This is a genomic window from Paracoccus sp. (in: a-proteobacteria), assembly GCF_039808215.1.
GTDB lineage: Bacteria > Pseudomonadota > Alphaproteobacteria > Rhodobacterales > Rhodobacteraceae > Paracoccus.
In genome coordinates, this window is sequence record NZ_JBDHSP010000007.1 from 23,936 (window position 1) to 41,896 (window position 17,961).

Below are 17,961 nucleotides of genomic sequence, written 5' to 3' on the forward strand. Positions count from 1 at the left end.
GGAGGCGCCTCGCAGCGCGAAACGTCGCATGAGTATTTGGAGAACGAAGAAGCCGACCGGTTGCGCCCCGGCCACCCCTGCTGTTCAGGCAGGACAGGTTCTGGCCAAATGACCGGGGCGACTTCTCCGTTCACGGTCATCGGCTCTCCAGCCTGTACCGCCCACTCATACTGCCCGGAGAAGGCTAAAAGATTCCTAACGTCTTCTTCGTTCCAGAAATACTCGATCCGGCGTGGCAATGCGGTGCTCGGGTGCAGGAAAGGGATTGGCTGATGACCGCCCAGCTTCACTGTTTCGGAGAATCCGGCCATTCCTACAGGGTGGCGCTGATGATGGAGCTGACCGGCTATCCCTGGCGGCCGGTGCATGTGGATTTTTTCGGCGGTGCGACGCGGGGGGCCGACTATCGCGCCATGAACGCCATGGGCGAGGCGCCGGTCCTGGTAGAGGACGGGTGCACCCTCAGCCAGTCCGATGTCATCCTGCTGCATCTGGCCGAGCGGACAGGCCGCTTTCTGGATGGCGACCGGAGCGAGATCCTGCGCTGGTTGTTCTGGGATAACCACAAGGGATCGTCGCAATTCGGCGCCTTGCGCTTTTTGATGAACTTCCTGCCCCCGGACAGGCACCCGGCCGAGGTGATCGCCTGGCTGCAGACCCGCTGCCACGCGGCGCTCGGCACGCTGGAGAGGCAGTTGACCGGGCGCGACTGGCTGGCCGGCGACCGGCCCAGCATCGCCGACCTTTCCTGCTGCGGCTACCTGTTCTACCCCGAACCCTTCGGTTTTGACCGCCCCGACTGGCCGCATATCGACGCCTGGCTTGCGCGCATCCAGGCGCTGCCCGGCTGGAAACACCCCTATGACCTGATGCCCGGAAATCCTGCGGACCGGGCCGCGAAGGAGGACGCATGACCGAAGCCTATATCTATGACGCCGCCCGCACCCCGCGCGGCAAGGGCCGTCCCGATGGCAGCCTGCACGAAGTCACCTCGGTTGCGCTGTCCGCCCGGCTGCTGAATGCCGTCAAGGCGCGCAACGGTCTGGAAGGCCACGCGGTCGAGGACGTGATCTGGGGCAATGTCACCCAGGTCAAGGAACAGGGCGGCTGTCTGGCGCGCTCGGCGGTGCTGGCCTCGGACCTGGACGAATCGATCCCCGGCCTCGCCATCAACCGCTTCTGCGCCTCTGGCATGGAGGCAGTGAACCTTGCCGCCAACCAGGTCAGGGGCGGCGCGGGTGCGGCCTATATCGCCGGCGGCATCGAGATGATGGGCCGCGTCGCCATGGGCAGCGACGGCGCCGCCATCGCCGTCGATCCCAGCCTGACCTTTGCCACCTGGTTCGTGCCGCAGGGCATCTCGGCCGACATCATCGCCACCGAATACGGCTTCTCGCGCGAGCAGGCCGATGCGCTGGCCGTCGAATCCCAGCGCCGCGCCGCGCTGGCATGGACCGAGAATCGCTTTGCCAAATCGATCGTTCCGGTGTTGGACCAGAACGGCCTGACCATCCTTGCGCGTGACGAATACATGCGCCCCGGCACCAGCCTCGAGGATCTGGCCAAGCTCAAGGCCAGCTTCAAGGACATGGGCGAGGCCATGCCCGGCTTCGACAAGGTGGCGATGCTGAAATACCCGCATCTCGACCATATCGAGCATATCCACCATGCCGGGAACAGCTCGGGCATCGTGGACGGTGCGGCGGCAGTGCTGATCGGCAACGCCGAATTCGGCAAGGCTTACGGGCTGAAGCCCCGCGCTCGCATCCGCGCCACCGCCAAGATCGGCACCGATCCCACGATCATGCTGACCGGTCCGGTGCCGGTGACGGAAAAGATCCTGCGCGAGAGCGGCCTTGCGATCCGCGACATCGACCTGTTCGAGGTGAACGAGGCCTTTGCCGCGGTCGTCCTGCGCTTCATGCAGGCCTTCGAGGTCGATCCTGCCGTGGTCAACGTGAACGGCGGCGCCATCGCCTTTGGCCATCCGCTGGGCGCGACCGGCGCCATGCTGATCGGCACGCTGCTCGATGAGTTGGAGCGCCAGGACAAGAGCATCGGCCTTGCCACGCTGTGTGTCGCCTCGGGCATGGGCGCGGCCACCATCATCGAGAGGCTGTGATGCCCCGGCTCGAGATCGACAAGGCGCCGCTGAAGACCGGTTCGATCTATCCCGAGCCCTATGCCGGGCAGATGGCCGGGCGCAGCTCGCGCCGACTGGGGGAACTGGCAGGGCTGACGCAATTCGGGGTCAATCTGGTAACGCTGGAACCCGGCGCCGCCGCCTCGCTGCGGCACTGGCACCTGAACGAGGACGAATACGCCCTGGTGACCGAGGGCGAGCTGCTGCTGATCGAAGACGAGGGCGAAACCGCGATGCGCCCGGGCGATTGCGCGGCCTGGAAGGCGGGCGTGCCGAACGGGCATCGCTTCGTCAACCGCTCATCCTCGCCGGCCAGGTTTCTGGTCGTTGGCAGCAAGGCCGCGGCCGAGGTCGTGACCTATGCCGACGAGGACCTGAAACTGTTCACCGAGCCCGGCAAGCCCCCGCGCTTTGCCTATCACGACGACAGCGACTGGACGGGCCCGCGCGCCCCGGCAAGGAAATGAGGAATCAGATGACCGATTTCACCATGCACAAGGACGCCGACGGCGTCGCCATCATCACCTGGAACCTGCCGGGCAGATCGATGAACGTGCTCTCCTTGACCGGCGCAGCCGAGCTTGGCGCGCTGATCGACGACGCGCTGGCCGATGCCTCGGTCAAGGGCATCGTCATCACCTCGGGCAAGAAGGATTTCGCCGCCGGGATGGATCTGAACGTGCTGGCCGGCATGCGTGAGGGCGGCGCCCAGGCGGTCTTCGACGGCTTGATGAGCCTGCACCACCTGCTGCGCAAGATCGAGCTTGCCGGCATGGACCCGAAGACGAAAAAGGGCGGCAAGCCGATCGCCGCGGCGCTGCCCGGCACCGCGCTGGGCATCGGGCTGGAGCTGCCGCTGGCCACGCATCGCATCTTTGCCGCCGACAACCCCAAGGCCCGCATCGGCCTGCCCGAGATCATGGTCGGCATCTTTCCGGGCGGCGGCGGAACCACGCGCCTGACGCGCAAGCTGGGCGCCATGGCCGCCGCCCCCTTCCTGCTGGAGGGCAAGCTCTCGGACCCGGCCAAGGCCAGGGCCGCAGGCCTCATTGATGAGGTCGTGGCCGATCCGCTTGCCGCCGCCCGCGCCTGGGTGCTGGCCGCCACCGATTCCGATCTGGTCAAGCCCTGGGACACCAAGGGCTACAAGATGCCGGGGGGCGAGCCCTATCACCCCGCGGGCTTCATGACCTTCGTCGGCGCCTCGGCCATGGTCCATGCCAGGACCATGGGTGTCTATCCGGCGGCGAAGGCGCTGCTCTCGGCCGTCTATGAGGGCGCGCTGGTGCCCTTCGACACCGCACTGACGATCGAGGCGCGCTGGTTCACCAATGTGCTGATGAACCCCAGCGCGACCGCGATGATCCGCAGCCTGTTCATCAACAAGGAGGCGCTGGAGAAAGGCGCGAACCGCCCCGAGGCCCCCGACCAGACGGTCAGGAAACTCGGCATCCTCGGCGCCGGCATGATGGGCGCCGGCATCGCCCATGTCTCGGCCATGGCCGGAATCGAGGTGGTGCTGATCGACGCGAAACAGGAGGCCGCCGAACGTGGCAAGGCGCATTCGGCCGAGCTGCTCGACAAGGCGATCAGCCGCCGCAAATCGACCGAGGAGAAAAAGGCCGAGGTGCTGTCGCGCATCACCGCCACCACCGATTACGCGCAACTCGCCGGCTGCGACCTGATCGTCGAGGCCGTGTTCGAGGATCCTGCCGTCAAGGCCGAGGTGACGAAAAAGGCCGAAGCCGTGATCCCCGCGGACGCGATCTTCGCCACCAATACCTCGACCCTGCCGATCAGCGATCTGGCCCATGCCAGCGCCCGGCCGGAGCAGTTCATCGGCATCCATTTCTTCTCACCCGTGGACAAGATGGCTCTGGTCGAGATCATCAAGGGCAAGCAGACCGGCCCGCGCGCGGTGGCCAAGGCGCTCGACTTCGTGCGCCAGATCCGCAAGACCCCGATCGTGGTCAATGACGCGCGCTTCTTCTACGCCAACCGCTGCATCATCCCCTATCTGAACGAAGGCATGCGCATGCTGGCCGAGGGCGTCAGCCCCACGCTGATCGAAAACGCCGCCAAGCTGATGGGGATGCCGCTGGGGCCGCTGCAGCTGGTCGATGAAACCTCGATCGACCTCGGCGTCAAGATCGCCAGGGCCACCCGCGCGGCCATGGGCAACGCCTATCCCGACGGGGCAGTCGACGACGTGCTGTTCAAGCTCGCTGGTCAGGGCCGTCTGGGCCGCAAGGCCAAGGCCGGGTTCTACGACTATGACGTGGCAGGCAAGCGTCAGGGCCTCTGGTCCGGCCTCGCCAGCGCCTGGCCGGTGACGGAAACCCAGCCCGAGCTGACCGAGATCCAGCACCGGCTGATGTTCGCGCAGTCGCTCGAGGCCGTGCGCGCGCTGCAGGACGGTGTGCTCGAGGACATCCGCGAAGGCGATGTCGGCGCCATCCTCGGCTGGGGCTTCGCGCCCTGGTCGGGCGGCCCGTTCAGCTGGCTCGACATGCTGGGCAGCCCGCGCGCCGCAGCCATTGCGGACGACCTCGCGGCGAAATTCGGCAACCGCTTCGCCACCCCGGCGCTGCTGCGTGACATGGCCGCCAAGGGCGAAAGCTTCTACAGCCGCTTCGCCGCCGCCAAGGCCGCCTGACGACACGGAAAAGGGGCAGAGACCAGAACCTCTGCCCTTCTTCGTTCCTCAAATACTCATCTTGCGACGGCGCAGATCCGCGCGATCAGATCAGCCCTTCGGTGCGAAAGGCCGCGCGCAGATCGGTCTCGGGACGCGCACCGACATGGCTGATGACCTCGGCCGCCGCGATACAGCCCATGCGCCCGGCCACGGCCAGATCCGCCCCGGTCGCCAGCCCATAGATCAGCCCGGCGGCAAACTGGTCCCCGGCCCCGGTCGCGTCGACCGGCACGATACGGCGGACCGGCGCGGTGACCCGTTCACCCGCACGGATCAGGATCGCATCCTCGCCCGAGCGGGTGCAGATCACCGTGGCGCAATCAGCGCAGGCCAGGCGCAGCGCCTCCTCCAGATCCTCGACCTGATACAGGGACTGCCATTCGTGCAGGTTGCCGATGACGTAATCCATCGGCCCGGCAACCAGACGGCGGAAATCCTCGCGGTGACGATCGACGCAGAACGGGTCTGACAGCGCGATCCCGACCTGACCGCCGGCCTTGTGGCAGGCATCCGCCGCCTTCAGGAAGGCGGCCTTGCCCTCGGCCTTGTCGAACAGATAGCCCTCAAGAAACAGCCAGCCTGCACCGCTGAAGGTGGCGGGGTTCACGTCCTCGGGTCCCAGCTCGGCCGAGATCCCCAGATAGGTGTTCATCGACCGCTCACCATCCGGGGTCACGAAGATGACGGAACGCGAGGTCGGCGCCACCTCGCCCGAGACCGGCGGATTGACAAAGACCGTGCCCTGGGCCTCGGTTTGCTCGGCATAGCTCAGCCCCAGGGCATCGGCGGCGACGCGGCCGATGAAGGCCGTCCGCAATCCCAGCATCCCCAGCCCCGCCAGCGTGTTCGCGACCGAGCCGCCCGGCACCAGCCGCGCCTTCTGCGCCTCGGCATCGGCGGATTGCGCCGCCATCAGAAATTCCGAGCGTTCGCGGTCGATCAGCTGCATGATGCCCTTCTCGACCCCCAGCCGCCCCAGCACCGCGTCCGAGGCCGGCGCGATCACATCCATGACGGCATTGCCGATCCCGATCACATAGGGGGTGGTCATTCGGTCTTATCCTCATAGGGGCACAGGTCGGCGATGGGACAGATGCGGCAGCGCAGCCGTTTCGCCTGGCAGATATAGCGGCCATGCAGGATCAGCCAGTGATGCGCATCCTGCTGGAATTCAACGGGGACATTGTCCTCGATGGCGCGCTCGACCGCCTCGACATCGCCGCCCGGCGCGATGCGGGTGCGGTTGCCGACGCGAAAGATATGGGTATCCACCGCCTGCGCCGGATGACGAAAGACGCAGTTCAGCACCACATTCGCGGTCTTGCGCCCAACGCCGGGCAGGGTCATCAGCGCCGCGCGCGAGCCGGGCACCTCGCCGCCAAACTCATCGACCAGACGCTGCGACAGGGCGATGACGTTCCTGGCCTTCTGGCGAAACAGCCCGATGGTCTTGATCTGCTCGGTCAGCGCCTCAAGCCCCAGATCCAGCATCTGCTGCGGGGTGCTGACCATGCGAAACAGGTTCTTGGTGGCCTTGTTCACGCCCACATCCGTCGCCTGCGCCGACAGCGCCACCGCGACCAGAAGCGTGAAAGCATTCACATATTCCAGCTCGGTCTCGGGATGCGGGTTCGCCTCGCGGAAACGCGAAAATATCTCGACCTGCGCGGCGTAAGGCAGGGCCTGAGGGATGCGGGGGGACGGGGAACGGGCCATGGCCCTCAGATGCCCCGAGCCGAGCCGCAGATCAAGCCTGATCGCCCCGGCCGGCAAGCCCTGCGACATTCTCGCAAAGGCACCGGATCGCCGCAAGTTTGTGTCGTATTCCTGTGGAGTTGCGCCGGAACCCGTGCCATTCTGGCCGCGTTCAAAGGATCAACGCCTTCCGGAGCCCATAGCCCCGGCCGTGGCGTCAGAACAGGCGGCAGAACGCCCCACCAGGAAAGGTTACAGAATGAAGACCCGCATTTCGCTGCTTCTCGCCGCGTCCGCCGCACTGGCGCTTGGCGCCTGCGCCACCACGGACGAGTTCGGCAACCCCACCGGCGCCATGAGCAAGACCGGACAGGGCGCGCTGGCCGGGGCCGTGGTCGGCGGCCTGATCGGTGCCGGCGAAAGCCGCGAGAACGCCGCCAAGGGCGCAATCCTCGGCGCCACCGCCGGCGCGGTGGGCGGCTCGATCCTCGACCGCCAGCAGCAGGAACTGCAGCGTTCGCTGAACAACCCCGCCATCCAGATCGTCAACCGCGGCAACCACCTGAGCGTGGTGATGCCGGAATCGGCACTGTTCGCGACCAGCTCGGCGGCGGTGGGTCCGCAGGGGCAGAACGATCTTTACATCATCGCGCGCAACCTGAACCAGTATCCCAACAGCCAGATCCAGGTCATCGGCCATACCGACAGCACCGGCTCGGCCGCCTATAATCAGGACCTGTCCGAGCGTCGCGCGCGTTCGGTCTCGGGCATCCTGCAGGCGGGCGGCGTCTCGCCCACGCGCATCAGCACCGTTGGCCGCGGCTCAACCCAGCCGGTCGCCTCGAACGACACTGCCGCCGGTCGCGCCCAGAACCGCCGTGTCGAGATCCTGGTCTTCCCGACCCGCTGAGGCAAGGGCCCATCGCAGGGGCCGCCGGCACGCGCCGGCGGCCCTGCTCAGCCGGAGGTCGCGGCCAGCAGGCCGGCCGCATGCAACGCCAACCCCAACAGCGCCCCCGCCGCCAGCACGCTGCCCATGCCCAGCCGCAGCCAGAACACCGCCAGCAGCGCCAGCGCCGACAGCGCCGCCGCGGCCGGGTCGATCGCCCCCGCCACCGGCAGATCCAGCGACAGGGGGCCCAGCTCGAACCTTTGCGTCCGGGTCCAGACGGTGTGGATCCAGAACCAGACCGCCAGGTTCAGGATCACCCCCACCACCGCGGCCGTCACCGCCGCCAGCGCCGCGCCAAGCGCGCGGCTGGCGCGCAGCCGCTCAAGATGCGGCGCACCGAAGAAGATGAAGGCAAAGCACGGCGCGAAGGTGACCCAGGTGGCCAAGAGCCCGCCCAGCGTCCCGGCCCAAAGCGCATTGTCCCAGCCCGAGCCGCGCCAGGCGCCCAGAAAGCCCACGAATTGCACCACCATGATCAGCGGCCCCGGCGTGGTTTCGGCCATGCCCAGCCCGTCCAGCATCTCTCCGGGCATAAGCCAGCCATGGGTCGCGACCGCCTCTTGCGCCACATAGGCGAGAACGGCATAGGCGCCGCCAAAGGTGACCACCGCCAGTTTTGAAAAGAACAGGGCAATCTCGGCAAAGACAGAGCCCGGCGCCAGCAGCAAGAGCGCCGCCACCGGCAGCAGCCACAGCGCCAGCGCGCAAAGGCCGGCCAGGCGCGCCCCGCGCCGCGCCGCCGCCGGCATGGCGGCCATTTCCGCCCCCAGCAGCGTGTCGGCATCGACGATCTGCGCGCCGCCCTCGGGGCCGTAGCCGGTGCCCGGGGTCAGGCCAGGCACACCTGCCCGCGCACCAAGCATCCCGATGACACCCGCCGCCAGCACGATCAGCGGGAACGGGGCGCCGAAGACAAAGATCGCCAGAAAGGACAGCGCCGCCACTGCGCGCATCGCGCCGCTGCGCAGCGCCCGCCGCCCCACCCGCACCACCGCCTGCAGCACGATGGCCAGCACCGCGGCCTTGATGCCGAAAAACAGCCCGGCCACGAATCCGACCTCGCCGAAAAGCGCATAGATCCAGCTCAGTGCCATGATCGCGGCGACGCCGGGCAGCACGAACAGCACGCCCGCGATCACCCCGCCGCGCACGCCATGCATCAGCCAGCCGATATGGACGGCCAGCTGCTGCGCCTCGGGGCCGGGCAGCAGCATGCAGAAATTCAGCGCATGCAGAAAACGCCCGTCGCCCAGCCAGCGCCTTTCCTCGACCAGGATGCGGTGCATGACGGCGATCTGCCCCGCCGGGCCGCCAAAGGACAGCGCGGCGATGCGTGCCCAGACGCGGGTGGCCTCGGCCAGATCCGGCCAGCCCTCCGGCCTGTCGCACAGCGGCACCCGGCTCATCCGGTGCCGCCCGGCCGGTTCGTCGGCCAGTTGTGGGTTTCCCCGGTCGCATCGCGGCACCAGCGGTAGAAGGCGTCGTAAAGCGCCATCCCGGCCTCGAGCTGTTCAAGATCGTCCTGATACATCCGCGACAGGCCCAGCGAAGCCGCCAGCAGGCCCGGCGCCTCGGGTGCAAGATCCGGCCGGCCGGTGTCCGCGCCGCGCACGATGACTGCAAGCCGCACCAGCGCCGGCAGGCGCAGCCCGAATTCCGCCAGCATGGTGTCGAAGGTGCACATCTCGCCGCGGTGGCTCCAGAAACAGTCCTCGACATCGAAGGGCATGGCGGCGCAAAGCCGCGCCACCTCCAGGACCTCGGCCGGGGCGACGAACAGGAAGACCGCGCGCGGATCGACAAAGCGGCGGATCAACCAGGGACAGGCGATGCGGTCCACCTTGGGCCGGGCGCGCGTCACCCACAGGCTGCGGCCCTGCCCGTCGCGCGCGGTGATTGCCCCGGGATGGCAAAGCGGCAGGCCGGCCGCGCACCAGCCGTCATGGCCGCCCTCAAGATATTCCGCCGCCAGGCCGCGGCTGCGCAGGATCGCTGCCAGCCCCTGGCTGCGGGCGTGGCCCTCGGCGCAGAGGGTCACGACCGGCCCGGCCAGCGTGGCGATCAGCCGCTCAAGCGCCTCGGGCGCCGTCTGGGCGTCCTCCAGGGGGCGCGCGCCGGGCACCAGCCGCGGATCGGCGGCGCGCAGTGCCGCGCTGCGATGGTCGAGGATGGTCGGGCAGCGCGGGGTGCCGATCAGCTTGGACAGCTTTTCGGCAGAGATGGCGTCGGGCGCAGGCATATGCGTTCCTCCCTGGCATGCAAGGTCTGGCGGAACGCGAGCTTTGGCTGTCGCCTCAAGGGGAGATCGCGGATCCCCTTGCAGCCATTGTCACGCGATGCGGCCCGTGCTGTCAACCTGTCGCGCGCGACGCCGGCCCGGGACGACGGATCGGGTCGGACAGCAGCCGCAGCCCGTTCAGCACCACCAGCACCGTGCCGCCTTCGTGGCCGATCACCGCCAAGGGCAGGGGCAGGTCGAAAAACAGCCCGCCCAGCACCAAGACCAGCATGGCGCCCAGGGCAAAGCCCAGGTTCTGGCGGATGACCGCCGAGGTCCGCCGCGCCAGCCGGTGCGCATCCGCCAGCCGCTCCATGTCCTCGGACAGAAGCGCCACATCGGCGGCCTGCAGCGCCACCTCGGATCCGGCCGCGCCCATGGCGATGCCGATGTCGGCGCGCGCCAGCGCCGCCGCGTCGTTCACCCCGTCGCCGACAAAGGCCACCCGGCTCTCGTCGGCCAGCCTGCCGATGCCCGCCACCTTGTCCTCGGGCAGCATGGCAGCATGGATGTCGCCGGGCGCCAGCCCCAGTTCGGCGCCGATACGCAGCGCCACCGGGCGGCGGTCGCCGGTCATCATCACGATGCGGCGCACCCCGCTCCGGCGCAATGCGGCCAGCGCCGGGGCTGAGCTGGCACGGGCCGCATCGGCGACGCCAAGCGCGCCCAGCACCCGCGCGCCGCGCCCCAGATAGATCACCGTCTGATCGCCCGCGGCCAGGTCTCGCAGCGCGGGCAGGTCGATGTCGGCGCCCATTCTGGCGGCAAGATAGGGATTGCCGGCCCAGATCCCGCCCAGATGGTCCTGGCCGGTGATGCCAAGCCCGGGCAGCGCGACAACCTCGGCGACCGCAGCCGGGGCAAGGCCGCGTGCCGCCGCCTCGCGGGTAATGGCGGCGGCGATATGGTGTTCGGACCCGGCCTCGAGCCCGGCCAGCAGCGACAGGAACCCGGCCTCGTTGCCCTCCAGCGGCAGGACCCGCGTCACCGCCGCGCGGCCGGTGGTCAGCGTCCCGGTCTTGTCGAAGGCGAATGTGTCGACGCGGGCCAGAGTCTCCAGCGCGGCGCCGCCCTTGAACAGCACGCCGCCGCGCGCCGCAGCCGACAGCGCGGACAGAATCGCGGCCGGGACCGAGATGACGATGGCGCAGGGGCTGGCCGCGACCAGCAGCGTCGCGGCGCGGTAAAGCGCCTGCTGCCAGTCGCGGCCCAGCCCGAGGAAGGCGGCGAATGCGATCAGCGCCCCGGCCATGACCGCGACGGTATAGCGCTGGCCGAACCAGGCGCTGAAACGCTCGGAGGGCGCGCGCGCCGCCTGGGCCTCGGTCACCAGGCGGATCATGCGGGCGATGGTGCTGTCGCCGACGCTGCGGGTCACCTCGACCTCCAGCACCCCGTCCAGATTGACCGTGGCCTCACAGACCTGCGCGCCCGGCTCTTTCGGCACAGGCATGGATTCGCCGGTGATATTGGCCTCGTCGATGCCGCCGCGGCCGCGGATGACCAGCCCGTCCGTGGGCACGCGGGCGCCGGGGCGCAACAGCACCACATCGCCCACCGCCAGCGCCGCGGCAGGGACCTCCTCAAGGCTGCCGGCTTTGGTGCGGCGCAGCGCGGTTTCCGGACGCAGCGCCATCAGCGCCTCGATGGCGCGCCGCGCCCGGCCAAGCGCGCGTTCCTCAAGTGTGGTCGAGACGCTGAACAGGGTCAGCAGCACCGCACCCTCGAACGGCGCGCCGACCACCGCCGCGGCGAGGGCGGCGACGATCATCAGCAGGTCGATGTCAAGGGCGTGGCTGCGCCACAGCGCCGCAAGCGCGCGCCATGCGGTCGGAAGCCCGCCCGCCAGATAGACCAGCGCCAGCCCCGGCGGCCCGAGGACGGCAAACGCCTCGCCCGGCGGCCAGCGCCCGGCCGCCGCCATGGCCATGCCCAGCACCGTAGCGAGCGACAGCACAAGCGACAGGTCCGGTGGCGCGATGCGGCCGATCCCCTGCGCGGCCCCGCCCAGCCTGCGGCGCGAGGCCGCCATCTGCGGGCCCGGCGACATCATCGCGCCGCCCGCCCGCGCCAAAGCGCCAGGACCGCGATTGCGCCCCAGACCGCGCAGCGCAGGATCATCGCGCCCATGGTCCGTGGCTCCCACGCGCCGCCCGTGCCGACATGCCACAGGAAGGCGGCAAAGACCGCCAGCGTCGCCACCGCGATGGCCAGCGCCAGAACCGGCGCCCAGCCGGCGCCCCGCCACAGCCCGACACCGGCCAGCACATAGGCGAAACCGGCGACGAAATTGAAGCGCAGCACGAAGGGCACCACCGCGCCCATGTCCACGCCGGCAAACAGCGCCCTGCCGCCCGAGACGATGGTCAAAAGACCGAAAACCACCGCGACCGCGGCGGCGATGCCCAGGGAACGGGGTCTTGCGGACATCGGGCTCTCCGTGGCGAGACCGGGGCCCCGCACGGATCTTGCCGCCGGTCCCCGATCATTGCTTCGTATCTGACAACCAAGGATGCACGACCTGGCCTTGCCGGCAAGCCCGCACGACGGGTTTGGCGCCCTTGCCGATCCGCTCGCAGACGCCCGGGGCATTCCACGTGGAATGCCTTGGGCCGTGATGCCTGCGGACCCGTCGCCGCAACCGAAATCGAGTTCGCCATTTTTGCCGTTTGGCTCTGGACAGCGTTTCTTCGATGCCATAACTAGGCGCCTGTGCAAGGCATAGCGCCTCAGATGCCCGGATAGCTCAGTTGGTAGAGCAGCGGATTGAAAATCCGCGTGTCGGCGGTTCAAATCCGTCTCCGGGCACCACTTATCTCACTTGAAAACATTGCATATTCTTGAAGCGCGTCTTGCAACAGTTTCGTGGCACAGATCAATTGCAACGCCTGAGAAAAAGCTGACCCCGGATTCACGGATCGGCTGCGGGCGTCTGTCAGGTGGTTTTGCAACTCGATCGCGCGCGCAGCTGCCTCGGGCATTGGCCAGTCGAGGCACGCCTTCCAGAAAGCAGCCCCGCGTTCACCCACTCGTGGGGCTGCGGTCCGCCCGGCAGGGCGTTCCGGCTTGGGAAAAACCCGCCACCCCCAGGGAATCCGAATTTTTCAGAGAGGAATGGTGGGCGACCCTGGAATCGAACCAGGCATGGGTCTCCCCGGCGGAGTTACAGTCCGCTGCCGCACCTTGCAGCACGTCGCCCGCCGATCACTTTCGGCGTGCGGGGTGATTAGCCCCCCCGATCACGGGCGTCAAGCGCCGATCACCAGAAAGTTCGCGCCGGGGCCACGCCGCGCGCCATCCATGGACAGTTGCAATTCCGGCCGATTTCGCGCAGTCGGGACCTGAATCCGGGGGTGCACCATGGCCGAGAAACCGCAAAAGACCAAGAAGCCCGCCTGGGTCATCGACAAGGAACGCGCCCGCCGTGCCTCCGCCGCCGAGACGGTCTGGTTGTTCGGCCTGCATGCGGTGCGCGATGCGCTGGCCAATCCGCGGCGCGAGCGGTTGCGGCTGGTGGTCACCCGCAATGCGCTGGACCGCATCGGCGCGCTGCCTGAAGGCATCGCCCCCGAGATCGTCGATGCCCGCAGCTTTGACCGCGCGGTGCCGCTGCCTGCGGAAAGCGTGCATCAGGGCGCGGCGCTTGAGGTCAGGCCGCTGACCTGGGGCAGCCTGACCGATCTGGCGCTGTCGGGTCCGGGCCGGCCGCTGCTGGTGGCGCTTGATCGCGTCACCGACCCGCATAATGTCGGCGCCATCCTGCGCTCGGCCGAGGTGTTCGGCGCCCGCGCGGTCATCGCGCCCGCGCGCCATTCCGCGCCGGAAACCGGCGCCCTGGCCAAGACCGCCTCGGGCGCGCTGGAACGCCAGCCCTATCTGCGGGTGACCAATCTTGCCGACACGCTGATCGAATTGCAGGCCATGGGCTATTGCGTGCTGGGCCTTGACGGTACGGGCGAGCAGACCCTGCCCGAGGGGCTGGCCGGGCTTGCGGGCCGCGCCATCTGCCTGGTGCTGGGCGCCGAGGGCCCGGGCCTGCGCGAACGCACGCGCGAGACCTGCGACCGCATCCTGCGCATCCCCTTCGCGGCGGATTTCGGCTCGCTCAATGTCTCGAACGCCGCCGCGGTGGCACTTTACGCCACCTCACGCATCTGAGCGCCGCGATCACATCCCGGACAGGACCGCCGCGCCGCGGTTGAGAATCGCCGCCGGATTTGCCAGATCCGTGCCAGCCCCGCCGCAGTTGCCGTGTTCCGATGTCGCGCCCGTTCCTTGCCAGCCTGATCCTGCTTGCGACCGCCTTGGCGGCGCAGGCGCAGGGCTGGGCGCTGGAGGGCATGGACCCGGTGTCCTACGCCGCCGAGAACGCCGCCGTGCCCGGGCGCAGCGACCTGGTGACGGTCTGGCGCGGCGAGGCCTGGCATTTTGCCAGCGAGGCCAACCGCAACCAGTTCGAGGCCAATCCCGGCGCCTATCTGCCCGGCCTTGGCGGGCTTTGCGTGCTGGCGCTGTCCGAGGGTCGATCCGAGCCGGGCAACCCGCGCCATTTCGTGATCATCGACCATCGCACCTATTTCCTGCGCTCGGAAAAGGCCCGCCAGCGTCTGCTGGCCGACCCGCAGGGCTATCTCGCCCGCGCCGAGGCGGCCTGGACCCGGCTGCGGCCATGATAATTTCACATTCCTGCGATCAGGGGTGGAACTTTTATGCCACGGCGCACATTTATTTGGCGAACGTGACCACGGAACGGTCATGTTCAGATCACTGTCCCTCGTTCCGCGACTTGCGCCCGGCCAGACTACTGGACCGGGCGCTTTTTCCATGAGAGGTTTTTTCAGGATCTTCGGGAGGATCAGATGAAGCTAGCAATCCAGCGCGACAGCGGCGCATCGCCCATCGATGACGAGATCTCGCGCGTGGCCAATACCACGCGCTGCATCGCCATCGTCGGCCTGTCGCCGGACGAGCACCGACCCTCATGGGGGGTGGCGCGCTATCTCAAGTCGCAGGGCTACCGCATCATCCCGGTCAACCCCAACCATAGCGGCCGCACGATCCTGGATGAGCCGGTCTATGCCGACCTTGGTTCGATTCCAAAGGATTGCGCGGTGGACATGGTGGACATTTTCCGCCGCGCCGAGGCCGTCCCCGCCATCGTGGACGAGGCGCTGCACAGCCTGCCCGGCTTGCGCACCATCTGGATGCAGCTGGGCGTCAGCCATGCCCAGGCGGCAAATCTGGCGCGGGCCTGCGGCAAGACGGTGATCGAGGACCGCTGCCCCAAGATCGAGTTTCCGCGCTTTCTGTGAGCCTCCGGCCCCGCCGCGACGGGGCCGGCCGCGCTGCCGCCTACCAGGAGGCGTAGAGCCCCTCATAGATCGGGCCCAGCGTATCCACCTCGAAGAGCGAACTGACCGAGGTGCCGTTCCAGATGTTCAGGATCGCCTGCGCGAACATCGGCGCCGTCGGCACGATGCGGATGTTCTGCGCGCCCCTGATCTTGTCCGTGGGCTCGATGGAATCGGTGATGACCAGGGATTTCATCACCGATTTCTGCACCCGCTCGACGGCCGGGCCGGACAGCACGCCATGGGTGATATAGGCATGCACCTCGGTCGCACCATCGTCGATCAGCACCTGCGCGGCCTTGCACAGCGTGCCGGCGGTGTCGCAGATGTCGTCCACGATGATGCAGCACTTGCCCGCCACCTCGCCGATCACCGTCATCTCGGCCACCTCGCCGGGCTTCTCGCGGCGCTTGTCCACGATCGCCAGCGGCGCGCCGATGCGCTGCGCCAGTTCGCGCGCCCGCGCAACGCCGCCCACATCGGGCGAGACCACCATCAGATCCGACAGGCGGCTGTGAAAATGGTGCTTGATGTCCAGCGCGAAAACCGGCGCGGCATAGAGGTTGTCCACCGGAATGTCGAAGAATCCCTGGATCTGCGCCGCATGCAGGTCCAGCGTCAGCACCCGGTCCACGCCCGCCTCGGTCAGCAGGTTGGCGACCAGCTTGGCGCTGATCGGCGTGCGCGCCTTGGCGCGGCGGTCCTGGCGGGCATAGCCGAAATAGGGGATCACCGCGGTGATGCGCGCCGCCGAGGAGCGCTTCAGCGCATCCGTCATGATCAGCAGTTCCATCAGGTTGTCATTGGCCGGGTTCGAGGTCGGCTGGATGATGAACATGTCCTCGCCGCGCACGTTCTCATAGACCTCGACAAAGATCTCCTGGTCGTTGAAACGTTCGACCCGCGCCTCGATCGGGGCGACGTTCATGCCGCGATGCATCGACATGCGGCGGGCAATGGCATTGGCCAGCGGCCGGTTGGCATTGCCGGCGATCAGCTTGGGTTCGGTCATGGCCGGCATGATTTCTTCCTGTCTGGATTCGTGCGATTGCACCCGGATTAGCACCGGGCTAGCCTGCCCGCAAACCCCGGAGGCCGATCCATGCCGCATATCGACTATTACTTTGGCACTCCCAGCGCATGGGCCTATATGGCCGGCAACCGGCTTGAGGAGATCGCCGCCCGCCATGGCGCTAACGTCACCTACAAGCCCGTGGACCTGCTGCAACTGTTCGACCGCACCGGCGGCACCCGCCCCGCCGACCGCCACCCGGCACGCGCGGCCTATCGCCTGCAGGAGTTGCGGCGCTGGTCGGCGCATCTGGGCACAAAAGTGAACCTGAAGCCGGCCTTCTGGCCGGTCAACCCCGCGCCTTCGTCCTATGCGATCATCGCCGCGCAGGCGGCGGGCGGCGGCGATCTGGCGGGGCTGGTGCAATCCTTCCTGCGCGCGGTCTGGGCCGAGGACGAAAACATCGCCGATGACGCGGTGATCCGGGCAAGGCTTTCGGCGGCGGGCTTTGACCCGGCCCTGGCCGACAGCGGCCTGTTCATCGGCGCCGAAACCTTTGGCCGCAACCTGGAGCACGCGGTCGAGGCCGGCGTCTTTGGCTCGCCCTTTTATCTTGTGCGCGACAGCGGCGAATGTTTCTGGGGTCAGGACCGGCTGGATTTCCTCGACCGGCATTTGGCGACGCTGTGAGCACCCCGCATCTGAGGGAGTGGCCGGGCAATGCCCGACGCCCGGCGCTGGCGCTGCATTGCATGATGGGCAGCGGGCTGTATTGGGGGCCGATTGCCGGGCATCTGCGCGACCTCGTGCAGGTCACCGCGCCGGACATGCCCGGCCACGGCCAAAGCCCGGACTGGGCAGGCGCGCCGCCCGATTATCACACAGCAGTCACCCGGCAGGCGGCGGCGCTGATCCGGCACCCGCTGGACCTGATCGGCCACAGCATGGGCGCGACCGTGGCGCTGCGCATCGCCGTCGCCGCCCCCGAGGCGGTGCGCAGCCTGACCCTGATCGAGCCGGTGCTGTTCGCCGCCGCACCCGAGGCGGGCAATGACGCGGCGATGGCGCAGGTGCTGGCGCATCTCAACGAGGATGCCCCCGAGGCCGCCGCCGCGGCCTTTGTCACGGCCTGGGGCGGCATCGACTGGGCGGCGCAGACCCCTGCCGGGCGCGAGCGGTTGGCGCGTCAGGTGTCTCTGGTGGCCGAGACGAACGACACGCTGCGCCACGACACCGCAGGCATCCTGCGCCCCGGCGGGCTTGAGGCGATCGACGCACCGGTGCTGATCGTCATGGGCGAGCACTCGCCCGCAGTGATCCCGGCCATCGCCGAGGCGCTGGCGGCGCGCCTGCCCGATGTCGGGCGCGCAACCGTGCCGGGCGCGGGCCACATGCTGCCGATCACCCATCCACGGCAACTGGCCGATCTGATCCGGCTGAACCTCGAACGCGGCTGAGCGCGTTTCAGTCCTCGATGATCCAATCGTCGGCATGCGCGACCGGCCCGATCGCCAGCCAGTTGGCGCGCACCCGCGCCACGCGCGTATCGCCCCATGTGCGGAACTGCAATTCGAACCCCTCGGGGGTGACATGCTGCGCCGCGATGTCGGCGCGCTGGTTGGCCCCCGACGCGATGTCCCACATGCCAAGGCCAACCTGCACCACCGGCGCCTCGCGAAAGGGGCGCTCGAAGTGGACGCGCCGGCGCTCGACCCGCGGCCCCTCGCCGGTCCACATGGCGCCGCCGTCCTCGAAGGCGGAAAACATCTCGACCGCGCCGCTGGCGACACCGATGGCGGAAAAACCGAAATGCCGCATGGCCTCGCTCCGGT

The 17,961-nt window shown here is 68.4% G+C and carries 18 protein-coding genes and 2 tRNA genes; 11 read left to right on the forward strand and 9 right to left on the reverse strand.

All coding sequences use genetic code 11. The features are described 5' to 3' along the window. The first annotated feature begins 272 nt into the window (after nucleotides 1-272). From WMK75_RS04290 to WMK75_RS04305, 4 genes are read left to right on the forward strand one after another with little or no spacing between them, the layout of a single operon-like run. Nucleotides 273-914 carry a glutathione S-transferase family protein gene (locus WMK75_RS04290; RefSeq protein WP_347266424.1) on the forward strand — a complete coding sequence of 214 codons (642 nt, stop codon included), beginning with the start codon at nucleotides 273-275 and terminating at the stop codon, nucleotides 912-914. Next, a complete protein-coding gene (locus tag WMK75_RS04295; protein WP_347266425.1) occupies nucleotides 911-2,122 on the forward strand; it encodes an acetyl-CoA C-acetyltransferase in 1,212 nt (403 codons plus the stop codon). The genes WMK75_RS04290 and WMK75_RS04295 overlap by 4 nt, the downstream gene beginning before the upstream one ends. Further along, entirely contained in the window at nucleotides 2,122-2,610 is a 489-nt protein-coding gene (locus tag WMK75_RS04300; protein ID WP_347266426.1) for a cupin domain-containing protein, read from the forward strand. The genes WMK75_RS04295 and WMK75_RS04300 overlap by 1 nt, the downstream gene beginning before the upstream one ends. An 8-nt stretch (nucleotides 2,611-2,618) precedes the next feature. Next, the gene (locus tag WMK75_RS04305; RefSeq protein ID WP_347266427.1) at nucleotides 2,619-4,799 is read left to right on the forward strand and encodes a 3-hydroxyacyl-CoA dehydrogenase NAD-binding domain-containing protein; all 2,181 of its coding nucleotides are present in this window, start codon (nucleotides 2,619-2,621) and stop codon (nucleotides 4,797-4,799) included. A gap of 85 nt (nucleotides 4,800-4,884) precedes the next feature. On the opposite strand, the gene WMK75_RS04310 is transcribed toward WMK75_RS04305, so the two are convergent. Beyond that, nucleotides 4,885-5,892, reverse strand: coding sequence for an adenosine kinase (locus WMK75_RS04310; RefSeq protein ID WP_347266428.1), 1,008 nt, complete (start codon nucleotides 5,890-5,892; stop codon nucleotides 4,885-4,887). Then, complete coding sequence (gene nth / locus WMK75_RS04315) at nucleotides 5,889-6,557, reverse strand: endonuclease III (protein ID WP_347266429.1); 669 nt, start codon at nucleotides 6,555-6,557, stop codon at nucleotides 5,889-5,891. The genes WMK75_RS04310 and nth overlap by 4 nt, the downstream gene beginning before the upstream one ends. A 238-nt stretch (nucleotides 6,558-6,795) precedes the next feature. On the opposite strand from nth, the gene WMK75_RS04320 reads away from it, so the two are divergent. Further along, nucleotides 6,796-7,446 carry an OmpA family protein gene (locus WMK75_RS04320; protein ID WP_347266430.1) on the forward strand — a complete coding sequence of 217 codons (651 nt, stop codon included), beginning with the start codon at nucleotides 6,796-6,798 and terminating at the stop codon, nucleotides 7,444-7,446. Between the two features lie 47 nt (nucleotides 7,447-7,493). Here WMK75_RS04320 and chrA read toward each other — a convergent pair whose 3' ends face one another. From chrA to WMK75_RS04340, 4 genes are all read right to left on the reverse strand, one after another. Beyond that, on the reverse strand, nucleotides 7,494-8,894 hold the full coding sequence (chrA, locus tag WMK75_RS04325; RefSeq protein WP_347266431.1) for a chromate efflux transporter: 1,401 nt from the start codon (nucleotides 8,892-8,894) through the stop codon (nucleotides 7,494-7,496). Continuing rightward, nucleotides 8,891-9,727, reverse strand: coding sequence for a sulfurtransferase/chromate resistance protein (locus WMK75_RS04330; protein WP_347266432.1), 837 nt, complete (start codon nucleotides 9,725-9,727; stop codon nucleotides 8,891-8,893). Before WMK75_RS04330 ends, chrA begins: the two co-directional genes overlap by 4 nt. Nucleotides 9,728-9,839: 112 nt before the next feature. After that, a complete protein-coding gene (locus tag WMK75_RS04335) occupies nucleotides 9,840-11,690 on the reverse strand; it encodes a cation-translocating P-type ATPase (protein ID WP_347266498.1) in 1,851 nt (616 codons plus the stop codon). A gap of 125 nt (nucleotides 11,691-11,815) precedes the next feature. Continuing rightward, the gene (locus tag WMK75_RS04340; protein ID WP_347266433.1) at nucleotides 11,816-12,196 is read right to left on the reverse strand and encodes a hypothetical protein; all 381 of its coding nucleotides are present in this window, start codon (nucleotides 12,194-12,196) and stop codon (nucleotides 11,816-11,818) included. Between the two features lie 305 nt (nucleotides 12,197-12,501). Between WMK75_RS04340 and WMK75_RS04345 the strand changes: the two genes are divergently transcribed. Then, a tRNA-Phe gene (locus WMK75_RS04345) sits at nucleotides 12,502-12,577 on the forward strand. 304 nt (nucleotides 12,578-12,881) lie between these two features. Here the strand turns inward: WMK75_RS04345 and WMK75_RS04350 are convergent. Further along, nucleotides 12,882-12,965 (reverse strand) — tRNA-Tyr (locus WMK75_RS04350). A gap of 161 nt (nucleotides 12,966-13,126) precedes the next feature. Between WMK75_RS04350 and rlmB the strand changes: the two genes are divergently transcribed. The 3 genes from rlmB to WMK75_RS04365 all read left to right on the forward strand — a co-directional run bounded on the left by rlmB (nucleotide 13,127) and on the right by WMK75_RS04365 (nucleotide 15,078). Further along, nucleotides 13,127-13,924 carry a 23S rRNA (guanosine(2251)-2'-O)-methyltransferase RlmB gene (gene rlmB, locus WMK75_RS04355; RefSeq protein ID WP_347266434.1) on the forward strand — a complete coding sequence of 266 codons (798 nt, stop codon included), beginning with the start codon at nucleotides 13,127-13,129 and terminating at the stop codon, nucleotides 13,922-13,924. Between the two features lie 101 nt (nucleotides 13,925-14,025). Then, a complete protein-coding gene (locus WMK75_RS04360; RefSeq protein WP_347266435.1) occupies nucleotides 14,026-14,439 on the forward strand; it encodes a YHS domain-containing (seleno)protein in 414 nt (137 codons plus the stop codon). 186 nt (nucleotides 14,440-14,625) lie between these two features. Further along, nucleotides 14,626-15,078: a CoA-binding protein gene (locus tag WMK75_RS04365; RefSeq protein WP_347266436.1), complete on the forward strand. Its 453-nt coding sequence runs from the start codon at nucleotides 14,626-14,628 to the stop codon at nucleotides 15,076-15,078. Nucleotides 15,079-15,118: 40 nt separating this feature from the next. On the opposite strand, the gene WMK75_RS04370 is transcribed toward WMK75_RS04365, so the two are convergent. After that, a complete protein-coding gene (locus WMK75_RS04370) occupies nucleotides 15,119-16,138 on the reverse strand; it encodes a ribose-phosphate pyrophosphokinase (RefSeq protein ID WP_347266437.1) in 1,020 nt (339 codons plus the stop codon). Nucleotides 16,139-16,219: 81 nt separating this feature from the next. On the opposite strand from WMK75_RS04370, the gene WMK75_RS04375 reads away from it, so the two are divergent. Continuing rightward, nucleotides 16,220-16,819: a 2-hydroxychromene-2-carboxylate isomerase gene (locus WMK75_RS04375; protein WP_347266438.1), complete on the forward strand. Its 600-nt coding sequence runs from the start codon at nucleotides 16,220-16,222 to the stop codon at nucleotides 16,817-16,819. Further along, complete coding sequence (locus WMK75_RS04380; protein ID WP_347266439.1) at nucleotides 16,816-17,586, forward strand: alpha/beta fold hydrolase; 771 nt, start codon at nucleotides 16,816-16,818, stop codon at nucleotides 17,584-17,586. The genes WMK75_RS04375 and WMK75_RS04380 overlap by 4 nt, the downstream gene beginning before the upstream one ends. A gap of 7 nt (nucleotides 17,587-17,593) precedes the next feature. Here the strand turns inward: WMK75_RS04380 and WMK75_RS04385 are convergent, their stop codons facing one another. Next, on the reverse strand, nucleotides 17,594-17,947 hold the full coding sequence (locus tag WMK75_RS04385; protein WP_347266440.1) for an H-type lectin domain-containing protein: 354 nt from the start codon (nucleotides 17,945-17,947) through the stop codon (nucleotides 17,594-17,596). Nucleotides 17,948-17,961 lie beyond the last annotated feature (14 nt).